The sequence below is a fragment of the Halomonas sp. DP8Y7-3 genome (genome assembly GCF_019801675.1).
Classification (GTDB): Bacteria; Pseudomonadota; Gammaproteobacteria; order Pseudomonadales; family Halomonadaceae; genus Halomonas; species Halomonas litopenaei_A.
This window is the reverse complement of sequence record NZ_JAHVIO010000004.1, coordinates 601,011-621,035: the sequence shown is the minus strand read 5'-3', so window position 1 is coordinate 621,035 and position 20,025 is coordinate 601,011. Positions and strand designations below refer to the sequence as shown.

Here is a 20,025-nt window from a genome sequence, read left to right as displayed (position 1 = left end):
CCAGTCACGTGCACCACGGCGCGGCATCTATAGTAGCTGCATCGCCATAGCGACCCTTGCCTACACGCTATATCAAAGGGCTATAGCCAAGAGCTATATCCAAGGGCTATATCCAAGAGCCCTATCAAAGGGCTATATCAACAAGACGCATGACCGAGCATCATGACGCTGCCGACATCCCGGCAGCGCCATTCACCCGCTGGCCCTACCCCGGCCGGCAGGTCCCGACAACGCCAACACCATATAAAAGGGGACTTACATGCAACGCAGCTCAATCGCCAAGGCCATTACCCTCGCCAGTGCCACCGGCCTTATGCTGATCGGTGCCCAGGCACAGGCTCAGGACACCTTCGAGTGGAAACTGGTAACGTCCTGGCCCAAGAACTTTCCCGGCGTTGGCCAAGGCCCGGAGCGCCTGGCCAAGCTGGTGGAAGAAATGTCGGACGGTCGACTGACCATTGAAGTGTTCGGCGCCGGCCAGCTGGTTCCCGGCTTCGAGGTCTTCGACGCAGTAGCGGAAGGCACCGCGCAGATGGGCCATTCCGCGTCGTACTACTGGAAGGGCAAGGCACCCGCTGCCCAGTTCTTCGCTGCCGTTCCGTTTGGCATGAATGCTCAGGAAATGAACGCCTGGCTGCACTATGGCGGCGGCCTGGAGCTGTGGAACGAGCTCTACGACGACTTCGGGGTAGAAGTCATGGCGGCCGGCGCCTCCGGGGTGCAGATGGGCGGGTGGTACAACAAGGAGATCAACTCGGTCGCCGACCTGGACGGTCTCAAGATGCGTATGCCTGGCCTCGGTGGCGAGGTCATGAACCGCATGGGCGTGGCCATCGTCAACATGCCAGGCGGCGAAATCTTCACCTCGCTGCAATCCGGCGCCATCGACGCCACCGAGTGGATCGGCCCCTATAACGACCTGGCCTTTGGCCTTCACCAGGCCGCCGAATACTATTACTACCCGGGCTGGCATGAGCCCACGGTCATGTTCGAAGCCATCATCAACGATGACGCTCTGGCAGAACTGCCTGCCGACTTGCAGGCGATCCTGCGTAGCGCGGTTCGCGACGTCAACCAGGACGTACTCGACGAGTACACCGCACGTAATAACGACGCCCTGGCAACGCTGATCAACGAGCACGACGTTCAGCTGCGCAAGCTGCCTGATGATGTCCTTGCTCAGGCTCAGGAGATTTCCGCCGAGGTCGTGCAGGAACTCGCCGACTCCAGCGATATCGCCGGCCGCATCTACGAGTCCTATCGCGAGTTTCAGGACAAGGTCGTGAATTACCACGCCATTTCCGAACAGGCCTACTACAACGCCCGTAACCCGGACGGCGGCACCAGTCTCGGCCAGGAGTAATCCGCGTCGACCATCGCCGTCAGCGGTGATATCGACAGCAGAAGGGCTGCCATTCGGCAGCCCTTCTGCTATCCCCGGCTAGGCCGGGGCTTCCGTCAAGCCTGGGTTTGGCTAAAGGGCTTGGCTAAAGTGCCCGGCTATAGGGCTTGGTGGTAGGTCCTGGTCCAGGCTCAGGCGCCACACGAGAAGTAGCTGTCCGCTAACCACAGTACCAGCGCATAGCGCCCCCCCTTGCTCACCAGAATCCACACCAACGCGCGCCACCAAGGTAGCCGCGCGATTCCCGCCAGCACGGTCAGTGGATCTCCTATTACCGGCACCCAGGCCAGCAGCAGACTGGCTTCTCCCCCCTTGCGATACCAGCGCTGCGCCCGCGCCAGTCCCTGCGGTGATGCCGGAAACCACCGCCGATCCACGTAGTGGGTGGCATAGCGCCCCAGCCCCACGTTGATCAAACTCCCCAAGGTGTTGCCCAGCGTCGCCACCCACCACAGTGCCAACGGCGACTCGCCACGGCACCACAGTGCCGTCAGCCACACCTCGGAGCCGCCCGGCAGCAAGGTCGCACTGGCCATCGCGACCACAAACAGACTGAACATGGCTCCCTCGACCTGGTCTCTTGTATCCTGTGGGTCCTGCTGACTTTCCGGTGCCGTTCATGTCCCAGCTCACAGCCATTCCCCACACTCTGACCATTGCCGGCTCTGACCCGTCCGGTGGCGCAGGTCTGCAAGGTGACCTCAAGACGCTGTCGGCGCTAGGCACCTATGCCACCAATGTGATTACCGCGGTGATCGCGCAGAATACCTGTGGGGTCCGCGAGGTGCACCCGGTGACGGCCGCCAGCATCCGCGTTCAGCTCGACCACTTGCTCGATGATGTCCGCGTCGACGCGGTCAAGATCGGTATGGTGGCAAGCCGCGACGTCGCCGAGGTGCTGCGCGAAGCGCTCGAGGCCCGGCGTCCGCGCTGGATCGTGCTGGACCCGGTCATGGTCGCCAAGAGTGGCGATATTCTGGTCGACGAGGCGGGGATTAGCGCCGTACGCGACATTCTGGTGCCGCTGGCTGACGTCATCACGCCCAACCTGCCCGAGGCTTCCGTATTACTTGACCGGCCCATCCCCACCAGTGCAGATGACATGGAAGCCATGCTGCCAGCACTGACCGCGCTATCGGCGCCCTATGTCCTGCTCAAGGGAGGCCACCTCGACGGTGACAGCTGCCCTGACCTGCTCGCCTCGCCCACCGGGGAGCGGTGGCTACCAGCGCCACGCATCGATACTCAAAACCTGCATGGCACAGGCTGCGCGCTGTCGTCTGCCATCACCGCCAAACTGGCCCACCTGCCGCACGACGCCCAGGAAGCCCAGATTATCGACGCCATCGGCGATGCCAAGCGCTGGCTGCACCAGGCACTGGATGCCAGTCGCCGGCTGTCCGTGGGGCACGGGCGGGGCCCGGTTCACCACTTCCACGCCTGGTGGTAGCCGCTACCTTCTGTTGTCGTTCAGGCTTAGGGATCAGATCATCATGCGCTGACAGCAGTGGTACCTCGGAGCGCTTGCGCGAATCGGCATGCCCACCCATGCTGAAGGTTCCTCCACTGGCGTTCTGAGGGCAGAGCCATGACTCGCTCCCTGCTGTTTGCCTGTGACCTGTCAGCCGAAAACCGCTCCGCCTTTGGCCGTGCCATTCGCCTGGCCAACGACATGGGCGCACGCCTGGACGTACTTCACGTCCTTGACCCCTATCTGCCACGGCGGGTGCTGCGTGACCTGGAAGGTGCCGTCGTCGATGACATCCATGCCATCGCCACGGATCTACGTGAAGACTATGCGCTGAATGAGCCGCCGCTGTTGGTACAGACCGTGACCGGGGCTCCCTACGCCGAAATCATACGCGAGGCCCACGAGCGCAGCGCCGAGATGATCATTCTCGGCACTCACCGCAAGCGGGGTCACCCTGACCTGATCGGTGGCACCACCCTGGCCAGAGTGTTGCTCAGCGCACCCTGTCCGGTGCTGACCGTCAGCCAACCGCCCTCTGCCCCATGGACTGACATCCTCGTGCCGGTCGACTTCTCGCTGACCTGCCGACGCACGCTACGCGAAACCCTGCGTCATTTCCCGGAGTCACGCCTCGAGCTTCTGCACGCCTGGGACGTGCCTGGCGAGCGCGAGCTGGGCTCCGACGCGGAGTTTGCCCAATGGCGCGACCGGGAAGTCATTCGCCTGCGACACCAGCTCGAACATGAAATTGATCAGCTGATGGCAGAGTTTGAACGAGTGCCTGAGCTGGAGCTGGTACTGGAGCAAGGTGATCCACTGGATGTACTGATCGCCCATCTCCGGCGCCAACCTCCTGACCTGCTGGCACTGGGCAACCGCAGTCAGGCTGGACGTCGCAGCCAGATCACCAAGCGCCTGCTGGCAGAGCCGCGCTGCGACATCATGCTGTGTCGAGCCTGGTAATCGCCGACGGGTAAGGCGCAGCAAGATATACAAAACCTGTACAAGCAACGCATCCTTTGCCATGATCTGTACAACATCGTGCCAGAGGACGTGTCTCATGCCCCCGCGCCAGCCCCAGCAACATCCGCTCACTCGACTGATTGCCGCCATCAGCCTCATGACGTGTCTGACACTGACCATGGCGCTGCCCCCCAAAGCCGAAGCCCAATCCACCACCGCGAACGCACCGCAGGTACAGGTCAAGGGCGCCAGCTTTGCGCGAACGATTGAAGGTGATCGGCGCTACGACATGCTCGGTCATGGCCTGTTCACCTATATGGTGTGGGACGCCTACGCCGGCGCCTACTACCAGGCCGCAGGCTTTCCTCGACCGGCGCCGCTATCCGATGTCCCGAGACAGTTGGTGCTGCATTACTTCCATGCCATCGACGCCGAGGACTTCGCCGAGGCGACCACTCGCACGGTGCGCGAGCAGGTCAACGAGGTGAATTTCGACAGCGTGCGCTCAGAGCTATCTCGCCTGACAGACAGCTATCGCGACGTTCAGCCTGGGGATCGCTACGCCTTGCGCTGGAGCGGCGAGCAGCTCACCCTCTCGCTCAATGGAACGCCGCTGTTCCAGAGCCCCAACCTGGAACTGGCCATCGCCATGTTCGCCATCTGGTTGGGCAGCGATCCGTTGGACGATGGCTTCCGTGATGCGCTTCTCGGGCGCTGATCGGCGCCTTCTGCCTACCCTTACCTCTCCGTGCTAGGCTGATGCCCTTTTCAGCCAAGGCACTCGCATCATGAAAGCTCTGATTCAGCGCGTCAGACGCGCCAGCGTCGATGTCGACGATCGCACCATTGGCGCCATCGATCACGGCCTCCTGGCCCTCGTAGGCGTCGAGAAAGGCGACGACGAGGCGGCGGCCGAACGGCTACTGCACAAGCTGCTGCACTACCGTGTGTTCGGCGACGACGATGACAAGATGAATCTCAACCTCCAGCAGGCCGGCGGCGGGCTCCTGCTGGTGTCGCAATTCACCCTTGCGGCTGACACACGCAAGGGCCTGAGACCCAGTTTTTCCAGCGCAGCCCCTCCTGCGGAAGGCGAACGCCTCTTCCACTACCTGCTTGATCTGGCGAACCAGCGCCACAGCCCCGTCGCCTGTGGACAGTTCGGAGCCAACATGCAGGTAGCGCTGGTCAACGACGGTCCGGTGACCTTCCTGCTGGAAAGCTAGGGGTCGTGACACGTCGCAATACGCTGACATGACCGTCGTCGAAAACGTCGCTTGATGTTCATGGAAACATTTACCACAATCATCTGTATACAATAACAACGGATGATCGTATCCATGACACACCAGCGACATGTCGCCAGCCGCTCGGTCTTCGACTTCCACGGCAGGCCCCCCATGAGCCGTGCCCTGCCGTTATCATTGCAGCACATCCTCGCCATGATCATGGGCACCATTACCGTGCCCATCATCGTGGCAGGCACCGTGGGTGCATCGGTGGCCCAAACACTGATGCTGATTCAGGTCTCCCTAATGGCGTCAGCGGTGTCCACGTTAATCCAGCTGTTTGGTGTCTGGCGCTTCGGCGCCCGCTTGCCGACCATCTTTGGCGTGGGCTTCGCCTATGTCCCCACCTTGACGGCGGTAGGCGCACAGTTTGGCCTGGAAGGTATCCTCGGCGCCCAGCTGTGTGGCGGGATCGCCATGCTGCTGGTGGGCATCGGCATTCGACCGCTGCGGCATCTCTTCCCGCCGGTGGTCGCCGGCGTGGTGGTGCTGGTCATCGGCCTATCCTTGTATGACATCGCCATCCACTACATGGCCGGAGGACGCAACAGCCCCGACTATGGAGGCGGACAGCAATGGCTGGTTGCCCTGGTCACGCTCGCCGTCGTATTGGGGGTGTCCCAATTCGGCCGAGGCTTTATCAAGCTGGCGGCGATCATCTGCGGCATCGTGGTCGGCTACGTTCTGGCACTGGCCCTTGGCATGGTCGATTTCACTGCCGTGACGCAGGCCGCCTGGTTCAGCGCCCCACGCCTGCTACCGGTATCGCTCGACTTCGCCCCTGCCGCCATCCTGTCCATGGTGATCATCTGCGTGGTCAACTCGGTCCAGACCATTGGCGACCTGTCGGCAACCACCATCGGTGGCATGAACCGTGAGCTGGGTCATCGGGAACTCTCGGGAGGACTGCTTGGCAACGGGATCTGTACCCTGGTTGGCGCGCTGTTCGCCGCTCTGCCGACAGCGTCCTTCAGCCAAAACGTCGGCATTGTGGCCATGACCAAGGTCGTCAGCCGTTCCGTACTGGCACTGGCAGCGGTATTCATGCTGGCGGCGGGGCTGATTCCCAAGTTCGGGGCGCTGATGACCACCATTCCCTATCCCGTGCTGGGGGGCGCTACCATCACGGTATTCGGGATGATCACCATGACAGGCATCCAACTGCTGACGCGGGATGAGTTGTCAGGCCGCAACATGACCATCGCCAGCCTGTCCCTGGCACTGGGGCTCGGCCTGGCCGCCGCGCCTGAAGCGATGCAGGCCCTGCCGAGTACCTTGCAGCTCGCTCTGGGCAGCTCACCGATTGTGGTGGCGGCCCTCAGCGCCGTCACCCTCAACCTGGTGCTGCCGCAGACCAGCCTGGCAGACGAGCAGGCAGAACGGCAGCGCATGGCGGCGCGAATGGATGCACAGGATGCGGCCTCGCCCGGACACACCGAGGAGGTCCCCTCAGTCTCCGCTCGCTAGCGCGTCCTGCATCTCCTCGAGTGCCTCTTCGGCGGCCAGCCACTCGGCCTCAAGGTCGTCGAGGCGGGCCTTGAGCTCGCCCTGGCGGCCCAGGCATTCGGTCAACTCCTGCTTGCGAGCGGTATCGGTGTACAGCGACGCGTCCCCCAGCCGTTCCTCGACCTCGGCGAGCTCAGCCTGCACACCCTCCATGGCCTTTTCCGCACGATCACGCTCGCGCTTCAGGGGCCTTAGCTTCTCTCTCAGCTCGGCGGCGGCTCGGCGAGAGGCCTTGCGGTCTTCCTTGGGTGCTGCCTGCGCGGCGTCCGCCTTGTCGGCCTTCTCTTCCCGGGCGATGCGCCGGGCCGTCTCCAGGCGCGTCTTCAACCAGACGCGATAGTCCTCGAGGTCACCGTCGAAGGGCTCTACCCGATGGTCCGCCACCTTCCAGAACTCGTCCACCGTGGCCTTGAGCAGATGGCGGTCGTGGGACACCACGATAACCGTGCCATCAAAGGACGCCAGCGCTTCCGTCAGCGCTTCGCGCATCTCGAGATCAAGGTGGTTGGTGGGCTCGTCCAACAGCAGCAGATTGGGCTTCTGCCAGGCGATCAAGGCCAGGGCCAGGCGCGCTTTCTCGCCCCCGGAGAAGGTATCGACCTTGGCAAAGACATCGTCGCCTGGAAACCCGAAGCCTCCCAGGAACTGACGGATGTCGCTGTCAGCGGCCTTGGGCGACAGACGCTGGACGTGCGTGAACGGCGACGCCTGCAGATCGAGGCCTTCCAGCTGGTGCTGGGCAAAGTAGCCTACGGCGAGGTGTTCGCCGGGCACACGCCGCCCCTCCAGCAGGGGCAGGTCGCCGGTCAACGACTTGATCAGGGTGGACTTGCCTGCGCCATTGGGCCCAAGCAGACCAATACGCTGGCCCGGCAACAGCGTCAGCTTGACGTTGGACAGCTGAACGCGCTGACCGCCGTCCGCCTGCTGATAGCCTAACGCGGCATCGTCGATCACCAGCAGTGGGTGGGAGGTCTTGTCTGCCGCCGGCAGGGTGAAATGAAACGGAGAATCGACGTGAGCAAGGGCGATATCGCCCATGCGCTCGAGCATCTTCAAGCGGCTTTGCGCCTGCCGTGCCTTGGTCGCCTTGTAGCGAAAGCGAGCAACGAACTTTTCGATTTCCTCCCGCCTGGCCTGCTGTTTCTCGGCCTGGGCCTGCTGCAGCGCCAGCTTTTCGGCGCGGGTGCGCTCGAAGGTCGTGTAATTGCCCCGATACAGCACCAGCTGGCGACGATCGAAGTGAACGATGTGGTCACAGACGGCATCGAGAAAGTCGCGATCGTGAGAAATCAGCAGCAGAGTCCCCGGGTAACGCGTCAGCCACTGCTCCAGCCACAGCAGGGCATCCAGGTCCAGGTGGTTGGTAGGCTCATCCAGCAGCAGCACGTCAGAGGGCATGAACAGGGTGCGCGCCAGGTTGGCGCGCATTCTCCAGCCGCCGGAGAATGCCGACAGCGGCTTGTCCAGGTCCTGCTGAGCGAAGCCAAGGCCCACCAGCAATTGGGCGGCACGGGCCGGCGCGCTGTAGCCATCCAGCGCCTCGATGGCCCCATGCAGCTCCGCCTCGCGATGATGGTCACCCTCCGTCTGGGCGGAGGCCAGAGCCGCTTCGGTGCGGCGCAGCTCGGCATCGCCATCCAGCACGTATTCCACGATGGGCCGGGTCAGCGCCTCGACCTCCTGGGCCATATGGGCGATGCGCTGACCGCCGCTCATTTCAATCGCGCCCTTGTCGGCGCCGATCTCGCCCAGGATCAGCCCGAACAGGCTCGACTTGCCGGCGCCATTGGGCCCCACAATACCGGCCTTGTGCCCCGCATGCAGGGTCAGGTCGGCACCTTCGAACAGTGGCTCGGCGCCACGTTGCAGGGTGACTTGGCGCAGTGCAATCATCATGGCTCCATCGAACTAGGCCCGTCGGGCCTGTTACCCGCGAGCATCTGACTGAAAATAAGGAAGGATGTCATCTTGCCCACCGATTCTACCGAATTCGCCGCGCAGCTGCGTCCCCGTCTAGCCTCAGACCCGCTATGGGAGTTTGCCCTGGCTCTCTATGCCAGGCCGGGGGTAGAGCCGTCGTGCCTGATCCTGCAGGACGAGCACGGCTGGGATGTGTGTGAGCTGATCTGGCGCTGCTGGCTGTTTCGCCATGGTGCCACGACAGGCCCGGTTCCAGCGGACGTCAGCGAGTGGCAGCAAACGGTGACGGTTCCATTGCGCCAGCTTCGTCGCCAACTCAAGCGTGCCGCCCAGCACGAACCGAGCATCGCGAGTGTGCGCTCAAGCATCCAGCGCGCAGAACTCGAAGCGGAGCGTCAATGCCTCGAGATGCTCATGAAAATTAGCCTTGAGGGGCTTGCTTTTACCCCCTTGCCAGAGCCAAGACCACGCCTTGAAAAAGTTCTTCTTTCTTGCAGCGAACGACAGAAAAAAACGCAATTTACGGCCCTGAGAAGCATGGAAAGCCAGCTTGACCCTCTTCCTTCAGCGCGCTAGCCTGAACTTAACTGCATGAGAATTACTGCATTTTTTGCAGAATCTAACCCGCTGAAGCCAAAGCGGTGTAGCGCGTTGTTCAGTGCGCGCTCAACCTGCCCCTAGCTCCAACACCTGCAGAGGAACCACAAGAATGAAGGCAACACAATTGTTGACCACCGCCAGTATCGGCGCACTGATGCTGGGTCTTTCCTCCACTGCCATGGCTGACAACTGGCGCTACGCCCACGAGGAGTACGAGGGCGATGTCCAGGACGTCTTTGCTCAGGCGTTCAAGCAGTACGTTGAAGACAATTCCGACCATTCCGTCCAGGTCTATCGCTTTGGCGAGCTGGGCGAATCTGACGACATTATGGAGCAGACCCAGAACGGTATCCTGCAGTTCGTCAACCAGTCCCCCGGCTTCACCGGCGCCCTGATTCCAGAAGCCCAGATCTTCTTTATCCCCTACCTGCTGCCCACCGATGAAAGCACCGTTCTCACGTTTTTCGACGAGAGCAAGGCGATCAACGAGATGTTCCCCGAGCTCTACGCAGAGCATGGGCTAGAACTTCTGCAGATGTACCCGGAAGGGGAAATGGTGGTCACCGCCGACGAGCCGATCACTTCACCGGAAGACTTCGATAACAAGAAGATCCGGACCATGACCAACCCCTTGCTGGCGGAGACCTACGACGCCTTTGGCGCCACGCCGACCCCGCTGCCCTGGGGCGAGGTGTATGGCGGTCTGCAGACCGGCATCATCGACGGCCAGGAAAACCCGATCTTCTGGATCGAGTCTGGCGGTCTGTATGAGGTGTCTCCCAACCTGACCTTCACCGGACACGGCTGGTTCACCACCGCCATGATGGCCAACCAGGACTTCTACGAGGGCCTGTCAGACGAAGACAAGCAGCTGGTCCAGGATGCGACCGATGCTGCCTACGACACCACCATCGAGCACATCAAGGGGCTTGCCGAGGAGTCGCTGGCCAAGATCCAGGACGCCTCCGACGAGGTCACCGTGACGCGTCTGGACGAAGAACAGATCCAGGCCTTCCGTGATCGCGCTCCTCAGGTTGAGGAGAAGTTCATCGAGATGACCGGCGAAGGCGGTCAGACGCTGCTTGACCAGTTCAAGGCCGACCTCGAAGCGGTGCAGGGCAGCGAGGGTTAAACCTCGTCACCACGAGACCGCTCCCAAGGGGGCAGCCGCAGTCTGGCTGCCCCCTTTTGTTTGCACGACTGCCGGTCTGCGTACACATAGCGTTGGAGGCGCTATCGGCATCAGCGCCTCGCGGCCACTACGCTGCTGGCAGGGCTACAGTGAAGACCCGTGTCTCTCACCCGGTACCCCCCGACCAAGGATTGCCACATGACCGACGAAGAATCCGAAAAGCATTATCACTCGGGGCTGCCTGGTTTTCTGGGCACCATCGACAACGCGATCAGCAAGCTGGAGGCCGCCATTCTGGCCGTCGGCGTGCTGCTGATGGCAGCTAACACCATCATCAACGTGATCGGGCGTTTTGTATTTGGCGAGAGCATCTTCTTCAGCGGTGAGCTCAACCGAATCCTGATCATCATGATCACCTTTGCCGGCATCGGCTACGCCGCGCGCCATGGCCGACACATCCGCATGTCTGCCATCTACGATGCCCTGCCGGTAGGTGGGCGCCGCGTCCTGATGGTGGTCATTGCCCTGTTCACGTCACTGGTGATGTTCTTTTTGCTCTACTACTCAGTGATCTACATCCTCGACCTCTACGACAAGGGGCGCATCCTCCCCGCGCTGGGAATTCCGATTTTCTGGATCTACCTGTGGGTCCCGCTGGGCTTCTTGATCACAGGCATCCAGTACCTGCTGACGGCCATCAAGAATCTGACGTCCCACGACGTCTACCTGTCGACAGGCGTAGTGGATGGCTACAAGGACACGGAGACCGAAGTATGAGTGATGTGACGGTAGCCGCAGGAGAAATGGCCCAATGACAACGATAATGGTCACAACCATGATTGCCCTGCTATTGCTGGGCTTTCCCATGATGATTCCGCTGATTACCGCCGCGGTGATCGGCTTCTTCATGATGTTCAACGGGCTGGATCAGATGGATACACTGATTCAGCAGATGATGGCCGGCATCAGACCAGCCTCACTGATCGCGGTGCCGATGTTCATCCTTGCCGCCGATATCATGACCCGCGGTCAGTCGGCGGAGCGACTGATCAATATGGTCATGGCCTTTATCGGCCATGTGAAAGGTGGACTGGCGGTGTCCACCGCCGCCTCCTGCACGCTATTCGGTGCAGTATCGGGCTCTACCCAGGCGACCGTGGTGGCCGTCGGCTCACCGCTGCGTCCACGCATGCTCAAGGCGGGATATTCGGACTCCTTCACCCTGGCCCTGATCATCAACGCCAGTGACATTGCTTTCCTGATCCCGCCGAGCATCGGCATGATCATCTATGGCGTCATTTCCGGAACATCCATCGGCGAACTGTTCATCGCAGGCATTGGTCCTGGTCTGCTGATTCTACTGATGTTCTCTCTCTACTGCGTGGCCTACGCGGTGATTCGCGATGTACCGACAGAACCCAAGGCGTCATGGGGCGAGAGACTGGCGTCCGTCAGACAGGCGCTATGGCCCCTGGGCTTCCCGGTCATCATTGTCGGCGGCATCTACGGCGGCATTTTCAGCCCCACCGAAGCGGCGGCTGCCTGTGTGCTGTACGCCGTGTTGCTCGAGTTCGTGGTGTTCCGTTCGCTGAAGATGGGCGATATCTATGCGATCGCCAAATCCACGGGGCTGATCACCGCCGTGGTGTTCATTCTGGTGGCCGTAGGCAATGGTTTCTCATGGATCATCTCCTTCGCCCAGATCCCCCAGGCCTTGCTGGAGGCAGCGGGTATCAATGAGGCGGGGCCCACCGGCGTGCTGATTGCGATCTGCGTGGCCTTCTTTGTGGCCTGCATGTTTGTGGATCCGATCGTGGTGATCCTGGTGCTCACGCCCATTTTTGCGCCAGCCATCGAGGCGACCGGCCTGGATCCCGTGCTGGTCGGCATCCTGATCACCTTGCAGGTGGCCATAGGGTCGGCCACGCCACCGTTTGGCTGCGACATATTTACCGCCATCGCGATCTTCAAGCGCCCCTATCTGGACGTGATCAAAGGCACGCCACCGTTCGTGTTCCTGCTGATCCTGGCAGCAGCGCTGTTGATCATGTTCCCGCAGATTGCGCTGTTCCTGCGTGATATTGCCTTCCGATAGCACAGCTACGGCTCAAGGAGAAACCGATGTTCAATCGTATCCTGGTGGCGGTAGATGGCTCCAAAGGCGCCATGAAAGCACTGGAAAAGGGCGTGGGTCTGCAGTACCTGACCGGCGCTGAGCTTTATATTCTGTGCGTTTTCAAGCATCACAGCCTGCTCGAGGCCTCGCTGTCGATGGTCCGTCCCGACAAGCTGGACCTGCCAGACGACGCGCTCAAGGAATATGCGTCCGAAATCGCCGTTCACGCCAAGAACCATGCGGTAGAACTGGGGGTTCCGCTGGAAAAGGTGCGTGCCTTCGTCAAGGGTGGCCGCCCCTCACGCACCATCGTGCGCTTTGCGCGCAAGCGAGACTGCGATCTGATCGTCATTGGGGCCCAGGGCACCAACGGCGATGCCAGCCTGATCCTCGGTAGCGTCGCACAGCGCGTTTCCGGCTCCGCCCAGTGTCCTACCCTGGTCGTCTAGTCGGTCATCAGACGGCAAGCCAAGCACGACAAACAAGACCCGGATCCCTGATCCGGGTCTTGTTCGTATGGAGTAGACTGCGACGGATGCGGAACCCTTTGCCGCCTGATACAGTCACACCAACGACATTCACACTGCGGCCGACGCCGCCAGACAAGGATTTCCATGAAGACACTGCTGACTTCCGCTTCGCTGATCGCCCTGCTGGGTGCCGCTCCGCTGGCCTTCTCTGCACCGGAAAGCAACCAGGAGAAACTCAGCTACAGCCTGGGTGTGACCTTGGGCCAGAGCATCAAGCAGGACGTGGAAGACCTCGATACCGACGCCTTCAGTGACGCCATCAACGATGTGTTCGCCGGCGGTGACCTGGACATGACCGACGAGGAAATTGCGGCGGCGTTGACCAAGTTCCAGGAGGACGCCATGGCCAAGCGCGCGGAGGAGCAGCAGAAACGCGCCGAAGAAATGGCTGAACAGGCAGACGCCAACCAGGAAGAAGGCGCGGCCTACATGGCTGACAACGCCGAGAAAGACGGCGTGACCACCACCGATTCCGGCCTTCAGTACAAGGAACTGGAAGAAGGCGACGGTGAGTCACCTGAAGCGGGTGACACTGTCCAGGTCAACTACGAAGGCAAGCTGATCGACGGCACTGTCTTCGACAGCTCCTACGAGCGTGGCGAGCCGGTCTCCTTCCAGGTCGGCCAGGTCATTGAAGGTTGGCAGGAAGCCCTGCAGATGATGAACGTGGGCGATACCTGGGAAGTCGTCATTCCGCCGGAGCTTGGCTACGGCGCCCGTGGACAGGGACCGATTGGCCCGAACGAGACCTTGATCTTCAAGGTCGAGCTGCTGGATATCAATCCCAGTGATGAAGGCTGAGGCGGTGCGCCCAGCTCGCCGGACCAACGCCAGCCTCCTCGGGGGGCTGGCGTTTTTTTTGGCGATGCCTGCGCTGGCACAGCCCCCAGCGCTCCCGGCGCTCGGTCTATCAGCCGAGCATACCGCCACCATTGGCGTGTCTTCCGGGGGTTACATGGCGGAGCAGCTGGCAGTGGCCTGGCCCTCACGCTTCGAGGCGCTGGGCCTGGTCGCCAGCGGACCGTGGGGATGTGCCCTGGGTGAACTGGGGGTAGCCCTCGGTCAGTGCATGGGGCAACGGCACGGTACAGCGGACTTGGCAGCCATTGATCGGCGCCTGCAGGGCTATCGTGAGCAATCGCGGGTAGGTGACGCAGACGATCTTGCCGAGCTGCGAGTGTACCTGTGGCACGGCGACAAGGACGGCACCATCGACCCCGCGGTAGGCCACGCAGCCGTTACTCAGTGGCAAGGCTGGCTGACTGACGAACGCCAGCTTCAGGCCGTCTTTCATCCCGACGCCGGACATGGGTGGCCCACCACCGTGGAGAGCGACATCCCTCTGGCAGACTGCAGCGAAGGAGGCCCCCCTTACCTGCTGGACTGCCATACCGATCTGGCCGGAGACTTCCTCACCTGGTGGCTTGGCGCGCTCCAGCCAGCTGAGTCAGCCGAGCCACCTGAGTCAGCCGAGCCAGCCGAGCCAGCCGAGCCAGCCGAGCCAGCCGAGCCAGCCGAGTTTGCGGGGTTTGCGAGCGACGCGCGACTTATCGCCTTCGATCAGCGCGAGTTCGACGCCAAGGGCCTGGCGGATACCGGTTTTCTGTACCTGCCCGAGGCCTGTGAACAGCAGCAGAACACGTGCAAGCTCGTGGTCGCCTTCCACGGCTGTGAGATGGCGGTGGACGACACCGACGACGAGGCGATCCAGCCGCCCGCCTTCGCCAAGGCTAGCGGTTTGAATCGCTATGCCGAGCGCCTCGGCCTGGTCGTGCTGTATCCCCAGGCGGAAGCAAGCTTGGCCAACCCGAAAGGGTGCTGGGATTGGTGGGGTTTCAGCGAGAGCACCTGGCAACAGGATCCGCTGCATGACAGCCGCGATGGCCGACAGGTCAGCGCGCTGATGAGCATGATCGATCGACTGCAGCAACGCCCTTGATGCACGTCATCCGCTCAACGCGCATCACCCCAAAGGCTGCTGGCTTATTCGGTATGCGCTTCAGCGAAAGCACCTGGCAACAGGACCCGCTGCATGACAGCCGCGATGGCCGACAGGTCAGCGCGCTGATGAGCATGATCGATCGACTGCAACAACGCCCTTGATGCACGTCATCCGCTCAGCGCGCATCACCCCAAAGGCTGCTGGCTTATTCGGCCAGCGCTCGATCAAGGGCTGCCTTTAGCGGGCCTGGAGTCGGTGAATGCAGGACACGCTCAAGGATCGTACCGTCTGGCTTGACCAGATACAGGGAGGCGGTGTGATCCACGGCGTATTCCATCTGCGAGTCTGGTGTCTCGACCTTGCGCCAGACAACGCCATAGCGCTCGCCAATGTCCGCTAGTTCGGCGGCACTCCCTGTGGCTCCGACCATGTCGTCACCGAAGGCGGCGAGATACTCCTCCAGTCGCTCCAGCGTATCGCGTTCGGGGTCTACCGAGATCATGACCGGCACCACTCGACGGCGTAGCTGAGGGGGAAGCGATAGGCGCGCCTGACGCACGACGGCGAGGCTGATGGGGCAGACATCAGGGCACCAGCTGTAGCCAAAGAACAGCACGGCGACCTGGTCATCCTGCAATGCTGACAGCGAAAACGTGCCGGTGGTGGCAGGAAGTTCGATGTTGCCGCCGACAGGCCCCGACGACGGCGTAACCTGCCAGGGTCTGAAGCTCCAGAGCAAGGCTGCCGCCACCACCAGCCCCCCCGCCAGCCCAAGGGCCCAGCGACGCCGCGCAGAAATTCGGGAGGTCATGGCAGGCTACGCTCGACTTCCAGGTCGAAAAAACTGCCCACGCGTCCTCGTGGCGTATCGAAGCTGACCCGGGCACGCCAGACCATGGTCTCGCGCGTGCAGATGCCCAGCTGCCCCTCACCGGTGAACCGACTGACGCCGTTCTCGTCTGGTGGCTCGGCGGACAGCGTAAAACGGTGCTCGCCCATGTCCATATCGACCCCTTCGAATGACACCCTCACATTGTCAGCAGCTACACCGTCGATGCGAACCGCCAGAGGCAGCGCGACGAGAGGCTGAATACTGCTGTCAGGCGCGATGGCAAGAGAGACGCTTTCCCCCTCTCCGAGGCTGGCCGAACAGGGCCCCTGGTGCAGATCGCACCCTGGGGCTGCGGGGTACCAGACCGTCTCCTGATGATCGCCAAGTTCGTAGCGCAACAGGTACCATAGGGCAACCAGCAGCGTGACCACGGTAACGGTGATCAGCATGCGCAGTCGTGGACGACGTGCGCCACGCGAGGATGAGGACTGGCGCGAATCCATGTTGGAGGACGACCTCCAGAGCAGAATGGGTGTCACCTTAGCTTATCAGCAAAATCCCGAAGCCCCCTGCGCGACAATGTCGCAGTTATCAACGCGCTGGACTGTCAACAACGCATCACCACGTCGCCTCGGGCGTCATTCGAACAAGGATCGTACATGGCTTCCATCACCGCGGCCCTTGGCCCTCTCTTCCTGCTGATATTGCTGGGTGCTCTGCTCGGGCTTGCACGTTTCCCCGGTGGCGACTTCTGGGCACGCATGGAACGGCTGATCTACTTTCTGCTGTTTCCTGCCATGCTGGTCGCCACTCTGGCACGCGCAGATATCAGCCAGGTTCCGGTGGTTCGGCTGGCCGTGGTCCTGCTCGGCACCATGCTTGCCCTATCCTTGCTGCTCTGGTGGTGCAAGCCGCGCCTTGGCCTTGACGCCGCCGCCTTTACATCGGTCTTTCAAGGGGCTGTTCGCTTCAACACCTATGTCGGAGTGGCAGGCGCGGCCGCCTTGCACGGCAGCCAGGGCGCGACCGTCGCGGCGGTAGCGCTGGCGCTGATGATTCCGACCGTCAATGTCCTGTGTGTGCTGACCTTTATTGCCGCCGGAACCCTGGGACGTTCCGGGCTCTGGCGCTCGCTGTGGGCACTGGCCCAGAACCCTCTGATTCTGGCGTGCCTGATCGGCATTGGACTCAACCTGTCTGGCATCGGGCTACCTGGCTGGTCGGCAGGTACGCTGGAACTGCTGGGTCGAGCTGCGCTTCCCCTTGGTCTGGTGGCTGTCGGCGTGGCACTTCGTCCCCAGGCACTGCTTCGCCGGGACCTGGGCCTGTGGGTATCGAGTCTGGCCAAGCTCATCCTCATGCCAGCACTGGTCCTCGCACTTGGCTGGGTCTGCGGGCTCGATCCGGTCAGCCTGAATGTGGCGCTGTTGTTTGCGGCGCTGCCTACTGCCACCTCTGCCTATATTCTCGCGCGCCAACTCGGTGGGGATGCTGAGTTGATGGCCGGGCTGATCACGGCGCAGACCCTGGCCGCGATGCTGACGCTGCCACTGTGGATGCAGCTGACCTGAGCCGTACTGGCGCGCCTCATCCATATAAAAAAGATTCTCGTTTGTGTTGACGAAGCGAATGAGAATGACTTACGCTTACTTCGTCGGCGTTGATGAGTCGCCGACACCAGATACAGGCATTGCCAGTCGCTATCTGGTTTCTCCTCCTCATTGCTAGTCACGGTCCTTTCGCCGCTTCCCCTTGGAAGCGGCTTTTTCTATTGTGGCCTATGGCCATTCCGCGATCGGCCAGGCCAACGCGATGGCATCAGCAGCGCTGGCCGCCGCCTTAAATAAAAAATATTCTTGTTTGTATTGACGCGATCAATGAGAATGATTTACGCTTACCTTGTCGGCGTTGATGAGCCGCCGACACCAGATACCAGGCGTTGTTCGTCGCTATCTGGTTTCTCCTCCTCATTGCTAGTCACGGTCTTCGCCGCTCCCCCTTGGGAGCGGCTTTTTCATTTCCCCTTTTTGTTTCCCCCTTTCCAGACCAACGCAGACCAACGACAGTCAGCCAGAGATCAACGACGCTCAGAAGGCATGAATAAAAAGAATTCTCGTTACGCTTGACGGGGAAAATGAGAATGATTTACGCTGATGTTGTCAGTGTTGATGAGCCACTGACACCAGATACAGACTCTGCCAGTCGCTATCTGGTTTCTCCTCCTCATTGCTAGTCACGGTCCTTTCACCGCTCCCCCTGGAGCGGTTTTCTTTTGTGCTCCGCCTACCCTCGAGACGCTCTCCGTCAGCTACCCGCGTTCATCTGTCGTGACTCGCGACCATGGGCAGGCCAGGGCCCGGCACCCGACAGGCGCTGTCGCAGCAAGGTCGCCAGGGCGTCTACGGCTGGCCATGACGCCGCCGCAATCCGCCTGCTGAAGTACAGACACGCGTGTGAGTGACTCAGCTCAGGAAGCCCGTCTCGCTCATCCAGTACTCGCATTCTGGGCGTCAGCCGCTGGCGGTCGAGAATGCTCACGGCCAAGCCGACTTCTACGGCCTTCTCGACGGCATGGATACTGGTACTGGTAAAGACGGCGTACCAATCACGCCCCTGGCTGTCGAGGGCCTCTACACCGAGAGAGCGGAATGGGCAGTCCAGAGGGTGCAGAGCAAGCGGCAGCGGCGCGTCATCCGTGAGACGAAATTCACGCGAGGCAGCCCACACCGGGGCGGTCTGCCACAGTGACTCTCCCGCTCCCAGCTGGTGGGGTCGGTCCAGCGCGACGGCCAGCGACAGCTCGCCGCGTTCCAGGCGACGCGCCAACTCTCCACTCGGCGCCGTCACCGCCTCCAGCAAGACATTGGGATGGCTGGCCAGGAAATCAGGCAGGATCTGCTCCACCAAATGCGGCGCATAGCCTTCAGGCATCCCGAAACGCACCCGACCACTCAATCCCTGTCCTGTCAGCCTGGCCACCAGGCTATCGTGCTGGCGCAGCAGTTCACGCGCTTCTTGGAGCAAGGCTTCACCCGCCGGCGACGGCGATACGCCCCGTGGGCCGCGTATCAACAGCCGCGCGTCCAGGCGTTCCTCCAGGCGTTTGATCTGCATGCTCAAGGCACTGACAGTGCGATGACGCAGAGCCGCAGCACCCGCCAGACTGCCCTGCTGGGCCACCGTGACAAAGCTGCGCAATGCTTCAAGATCCAACGATGGGCCCTCTCCCATACCTCCTCCAGGGTTAAGCAACATTGAAGTCAGCGTGCAAAAGCTTTCGCTACTCGAAAGTCTAGCATCTGGGCAGACTAAGCCAACGCTGACTCATCCACCGATGCCTGGAGGAGGTAACGATGCAAAGACCCACCCTTTCGCTAAACGTCGGGCACCGCGGCCTTCTCACCGCCCCCAGCACGACCGTCGGAGCTTGCTGTCTCGCAGCAGGTTTCGTGCTCTGCTGGAGCAGTGGCTTCGTGGGCAGTCGTCTGGCGGTGGAGCTGAACACTCCTGTGTTGGGCCTCTACAGCTACCGTTTCGCTCTGGCTGCGGCGCTGGCCTGGGTCGTGGTGGCCTGTCTCAGGCGACGCCCCGGATTGCGCCCGAATCGACAACAGGTTCAGCATGAACTGCTGACCGGCAGTCTGACCGTTGGCGTCTATCTGCTGGCGATGTTGATCGCCGTGGCGGAAGGGGTGAGTGCTTCGGTGGCTGCATTGATCGGAGCCCTGCAGCCATTGGCGGCTGCCTTGCTGGCCAAGCACCTGCTCCATGAGAAAAGTGAGAAGGCTCAGTGGTGGGGCATGGGACTGGCCACCTTGGGCGCCGCTGCCATGCTCACCGGTGACATGCAGAGTGCCGGTGGCGCGCCCTGGTGGGCCTATCTGCTACCGTTGCTCGCGGTGGCGGCGGTCTCTCTGGGCAGCGTGCTGACACCCCCTGACACCTCACGCCCGGGCTCCCAGCATGCGCGTCCTGAGCCACTCTCCCTGGTGCTGCGGCTAGCCCTGCAGCTGAGCGCTGCCACGCTGGTCTTTGTGGTCGCAGCACTGCTGTTGGAGCCAGGCGTGCCCACGCCTCCACCACTGACACTCGACAGCGGCGTGGCGCTGATCTGGCTGGTGCTGCTGTCGACCTTCGGAGGCTACGGCTTTTTCGTCGCCAGTCTCGGCCGCTTCGGGGTCACACCGACCTCGGCACTGATCGCGCTGACGCCCGCAGTGACACTGGCATTGAGTGTCGTCCTGCTCGGCGATCGTACCGACATGCTTGGCCTGAGTGGCCTGGTCGTGTCGTTGCTCGGTGCCCTGTGGGCGCTGGCT

19 protein-coding genes and 1 pseudogene are annotated in these 20,025 nt (G+C 61.8%); 15 read left to right on the top strand and 5 right to left on the bottom strand.

The window, feature by feature from the left end; all coding sequences use genetic code 11:
* Positions 1-259 precede the first annotated feature (259 nt).
* Complete coding sequence (locus tag KUV86_RS08035) at positions 260-1,363, top strand: TRAP transporter substrate-binding protein (RefSeq protein ID WP_206942283.1); 1,104 nt, start codon at positions 260-262, stop codon at positions 1,361-1,363.
* Positions 1,364-1,533: 170 nt separating this feature from the next.
* On the opposite strand, the gene KUV86_RS08030 is transcribed toward KUV86_RS08035, so the two are convergent.
* The gene (locus KUV86_RS08030) at positions 1,534-1,962 is read right to left on the bottom strand and encodes a YqaA family protein (protein WP_206942282.1); all 429 of its coding nucleotides are present in this window, start codon (positions 1,960-1,962) and stop codon (positions 1,534-1,536) included.
* A 59-nt stretch (positions 1,963-2,021) separates the two neighbouring features.
* On the opposite strand from KUV86_RS08030, the gene thiD reads away from it, so the two are divergent.
* From thiD to KUV86_RS08005, 5 genes are all read left to right on the top strand, one after another.
* Entirely contained in the window at positions 2,022-2,852 is an 831-nt protein-coding gene (gene thiD, locus KUV86_RS08025) for a bifunctional hydroxymethylpyrimidine kinase/phosphomethylpyrimidine kinase (protein WP_222484347.1), read from the top strand.
* 138 nt (positions 2,853-2,990) lie between these two features.
* Positions 2,991-3,836 carry a universal stress protein gene (locus tag KUV86_RS08020; RefSeq protein WP_206942271.1) on the top strand — a complete coding sequence of 282 codons (846 nt, stop codon included), beginning with the start codon at positions 2,991-2,993 and terminating at the stop codon, positions 3,834-3,836.
* A gap of 97 nt (positions 3,837-3,933) precedes the next feature.
* Positions 3,934-4,554, top strand: a complete 621-nt coding sequence (locus KUV86_RS08015; RefSeq protein WP_222484345.1) for a chalcone isomerase family protein — start codon at positions 3,934-3,936, stop codon at positions 4,552-4,554.
* 70 nt (positions 4,555-4,624) lie between these two features.
* A complete protein-coding gene (gene dtd, locus KUV86_RS08010) occupies positions 4,625-5,062 on the top strand; it encodes a D-aminoacyl-tRNA deacylase (protein ID WP_222237980.1) in 438 nt (145 codons plus the stop codon).
* 114 nt (positions 5,063-5,176) lie between these two features.
* On the top strand, positions 5,177-6,592 hold the full coding sequence (locus KUV86_RS08005) for a uracil-xanthine permease family protein (protein WP_222484343.1): 1,416 nt from the start codon (positions 5,177-5,179) through the stop codon (positions 6,590-6,592).
* Here KUV86_RS08005 and KUV86_RS08000 read toward each other — a convergent pair.
* Complete coding sequence (locus KUV86_RS08000; RefSeq protein WP_222484494.1) at positions 6,575-8,527, bottom strand: ABC-F family ATP-binding cassette domain-containing protein; 1,953 nt, start codon at positions 8,525-8,527, stop codon at positions 6,575-6,577. The two genes, KUV86_RS08005 and KUV86_RS08000, sit on opposite strands and share 18 nt — an antisense overlap.
* 75 nt (positions 8,528-8,602) lie before the next feature.
* On the opposite strand from KUV86_RS08000, the gene KUV86_RS07995 reads away from it, so the two are divergent.
* The 7 genes from KUV86_RS07995 (at position 8,603) to KUV86_RS07965 (ending at position 14,871) form a co-directional block, all read left to right on the top strand.
* The gene (locus KUV86_RS07995; RefSeq protein WP_222484341.1) at positions 8,603-9,130 is read left to right on the top strand and encodes a TIGR02444 family protein; all 528 of its coding nucleotides are present in this window, start codon (positions 8,603-8,605) and stop codon (positions 9,128-9,130) included.
* Positions 9,131-9,263: 133 nt separating this feature from the next.
* Positions 9,264-10,286, top strand: a complete 1,023-nt coding sequence (gene dctP / locus KUV86_RS07990) for a TRAP transporter substrate-binding protein DctP (protein WP_206942265.1) — start codon at positions 9,264-9,266, stop codon at positions 10,284-10,286.
* A gap of 198 nt (positions 10,287-10,484) precedes the next feature.
* Complete coding sequence (locus tag KUV86_RS07985; protein WP_222484338.1) at positions 10,485-11,063, top strand: TRAP transporter small permease; 579 nt, start codon at positions 10,485-10,487, stop codon at positions 11,061-11,063.
* Between the two features lie 34 nt (positions 11,064-11,097).
* Positions 11,098-12,381 (top strand): TRAP transporter large permease, encoded by a 1,284-nt coding sequence (locus KUV86_RS07980; protein WP_206942263.1) that lies wholly within the window; start codon positions 11,098-11,100, stop codon positions 12,379-12,381.
* A gap of 26 nt (positions 12,382-12,407) precedes the next feature.
* A complete protein-coding gene (locus KUV86_RS07975; RefSeq protein WP_206942262.1) occupies positions 12,408-12,851 on the top strand; it encodes a universal stress protein in 444 nt (147 codons plus the stop codon).
* 165 nt (positions 12,852-13,016) lie between these two features.
* Positions 13,017-13,733 (top strand): FKBP-type peptidyl-prolyl cis-trans isomerase, encoded by a 717-nt coding sequence (locus KUV86_RS07970; RefSeq protein ID WP_222484336.1) that lies wholly within the window; start codon positions 13,017-13,019, stop codon positions 13,731-13,733.
* A 64-nt stretch (positions 13,734-13,797) separates the two neighbouring features.
* Positions 13,798-14,871: an alpha/beta hydrolase gene (locus KUV86_RS07965; RefSeq protein WP_261397587.1), complete on the top strand. Its 1,074-nt coding sequence runs from the start codon at positions 13,798-13,800 to the stop codon at positions 14,869-14,871.
* A gap of 208 nt (positions 14,872-15,079) precedes the next feature.
* Here KUV86_RS07965 and KUV86_RS07960 read toward each other — a convergent pair whose 3' ends face one another.
* Together KUV86_RS07960 and KUV86_RS07955 are read right to left on the bottom strand one after the other, a co-directional pair.
* Positions 15,080-15,685: an SCO family protein gene (locus KUV86_RS07960; protein WP_222484334.1), complete on the bottom strand. Its 606-nt coding sequence runs from the start codon at positions 15,683-15,685 to the stop codon at positions 15,080-15,082.
* Positions 15,682-16,209, bottom strand: a complete 528-nt coding sequence (locus tag KUV86_RS07955; RefSeq protein ID WP_222484332.1) for a hypothetical protein — start codon at positions 16,207-16,209, stop codon at positions 15,682-15,684. The genes KUV86_RS07960 and KUV86_RS07955 overlap by 4 nt, the downstream gene beginning before the upstream one ends.
* 156 nt (positions 16,210-16,365) lie before the next feature.
* Between KUV86_RS07955 and KUV86_RS07950 the strand changes: the two genes are divergently transcribed.
* Positions 16,366-17,277, top strand: coding sequence for an AEC family transporter (locus KUV86_RS07950; protein ID WP_206942255.1), 912 nt, complete (start codon positions 16,366-16,368; stop codon positions 17,275-17,277).
* A 733-nt stretch (positions 17,278-18,010) separates the two neighbouring features.
* On the opposite strand, the gene KUV86_RS07945 is transcribed toward KUV86_RS07950, so the two are convergent.
* On the bottom strand, positions 18,011-18,937 hold the full coding sequence (locus KUV86_RS07945) for a LysR substrate-binding domain-containing protein (RefSeq protein WP_206942253.1): 927 nt from the start codon (positions 18,935-18,937) through the stop codon (positions 18,011-18,013).
* Between the two features lie 122 nt (positions 18,938-19,059).
* Between KUV86_RS07945 and KUV86_RS07940 the strand changes: the two are divergent.
* Positions 19,060-20,007, top strand: a pseudogene (locus KUV86_RS07940) (DMT family transporter); the annotation flags it as partial.
* Positions 20,008-20,025: the final 18 nt, after the last annotated feature.

What these genes read in the sequence shown, in the direction of transcription:
- KUV86_RS07955 (WP_222484332.1), bottom strand. Translation starts at nt 16,209, where the DNA reads ATGGATTCGCGCCAGTCCTCATCCTCGCGTGGCGCACGTCGTCCACGA.
- KUV86_RS07945 (WP_206942253.1), bottom strand. Translation starts at nt 18,937, where the DNA reads ATGGGAGAGGGCCCATCGTTGGATCTTGAAGCATTGCGCAGCTTTGTC.
- KUV86_RS07965 (WP_261397587.1), top strand. Translation starts at nt 13,798, where the DNA reads ATGCCTGCGCTGGCACAGCCCCCAGCGCTCCCGGCGCTCGGTCTATCA.
- KUV86_RS07960 (WP_222484334.1), bottom strand. Translation starts at nt 15,685, where the DNA reads ATGACCTCCCGAATTTCTGCGCGGCGTCGCTGGGCCCTTGGGCTGGCG.
- KUV86_RS08000 (WP_222484494.1), bottom strand. Translation starts at nt 8,527, where the DNA reads ATGATTGCACTGCGCCAAGTCACCCTGCAACGTGGCGCCGAGCCACTG.
- KUV86_RS08015 (WP_222484345.1), top strand. Translation starts at nt 3,934, where the DNA reads ATGCCCCCGCGCCAGCCCCAGCAACATCCGCTCACTCGACTGATTGCC.
- KUV86_RS07980 (WP_206942263.1), top strand. Translation starts at nt 11,098, where the DNA reads ATGACAACGATAATGGTCACAACCATGATTGCCCTGCTATTGCTGGGC.
- dctP (WP_206942265.1), top strand. Translation starts at nt 9,264, where the DNA reads ATGAAGGCAACACAATTGTTGACCACCGCCAGTATCGGCGCACTGATG.
- KUV86_RS07975 (WP_206942262.1), top strand. Translation starts at nt 12,408, where the DNA reads ATGTTCAATCGTATCCTGGTGGCGGTAGATGGCTCCAAAGGCGCCATG.
- thiD (WP_222484347.1), top strand. Translation starts at nt 2,022, where the DNA reads ATGTCCCAGCTCACAGCCATTCCCCACACTCTGACCATTGCCGGCTCT.
- KUV86_RS07985 (WP_222484338.1), top strand. Translation starts at nt 10,485, where the DNA reads ATGACCGACGAAGAATCCGAAAAGCATTATCACTCGGGGCTGCCTGGT.
- KUV86_RS08030 (WP_206942282.1), bottom strand. Translation starts at nt 1,962, where the DNA reads ATGTTCAGTCTGTTTGTGGTCGCGATGGCCAGTGCGACCTTGCTGCCG.
- KUV86_RS07950 (WP_206942255.1), top strand. Translation starts at nt 16,366, where the DNA reads ATGGCTTCCATCACCGCGGCCCTTGGCCCTCTCTTCCTGCTGATATTG.
- KUV86_RS07970 (WP_222484336.1), top strand. Translation starts at nt 13,017, where the DNA reads ATGAAGACACTGCTGACTTCCGCTTCGCTGATCGCCCTGCTGGGTGCC.
- KUV86_RS08035 (WP_206942283.1), top strand. Translation starts at nt 260, where the DNA reads ATGCAACGCAGCTCAATCGCCAAGGCCATTACCCTCGCCAGTGCCACC.
- KUV86_RS08005 (WP_222484343.1), top strand. Translation starts at nt 5,177, where the DNA reads ATGACACACCAGCGACATGTCGCCAGCCGCTCGGTCTTCGACTTCCAC.
- dtd (WP_222237980.1), top strand. Translation starts at nt 4,625, where the DNA reads ATGAAAGCTCTGATTCAGCGCGTCAGACGCGCCAGCGTCGATGTCGAC.
- KUV86_RS08020 (WP_206942271.1), top strand. Translation starts at nt 2,991, where the DNA reads ATGACTCGCTCCCTGCTGTTTGCCTGTGACCTGTCAGCCGAAAACCGC.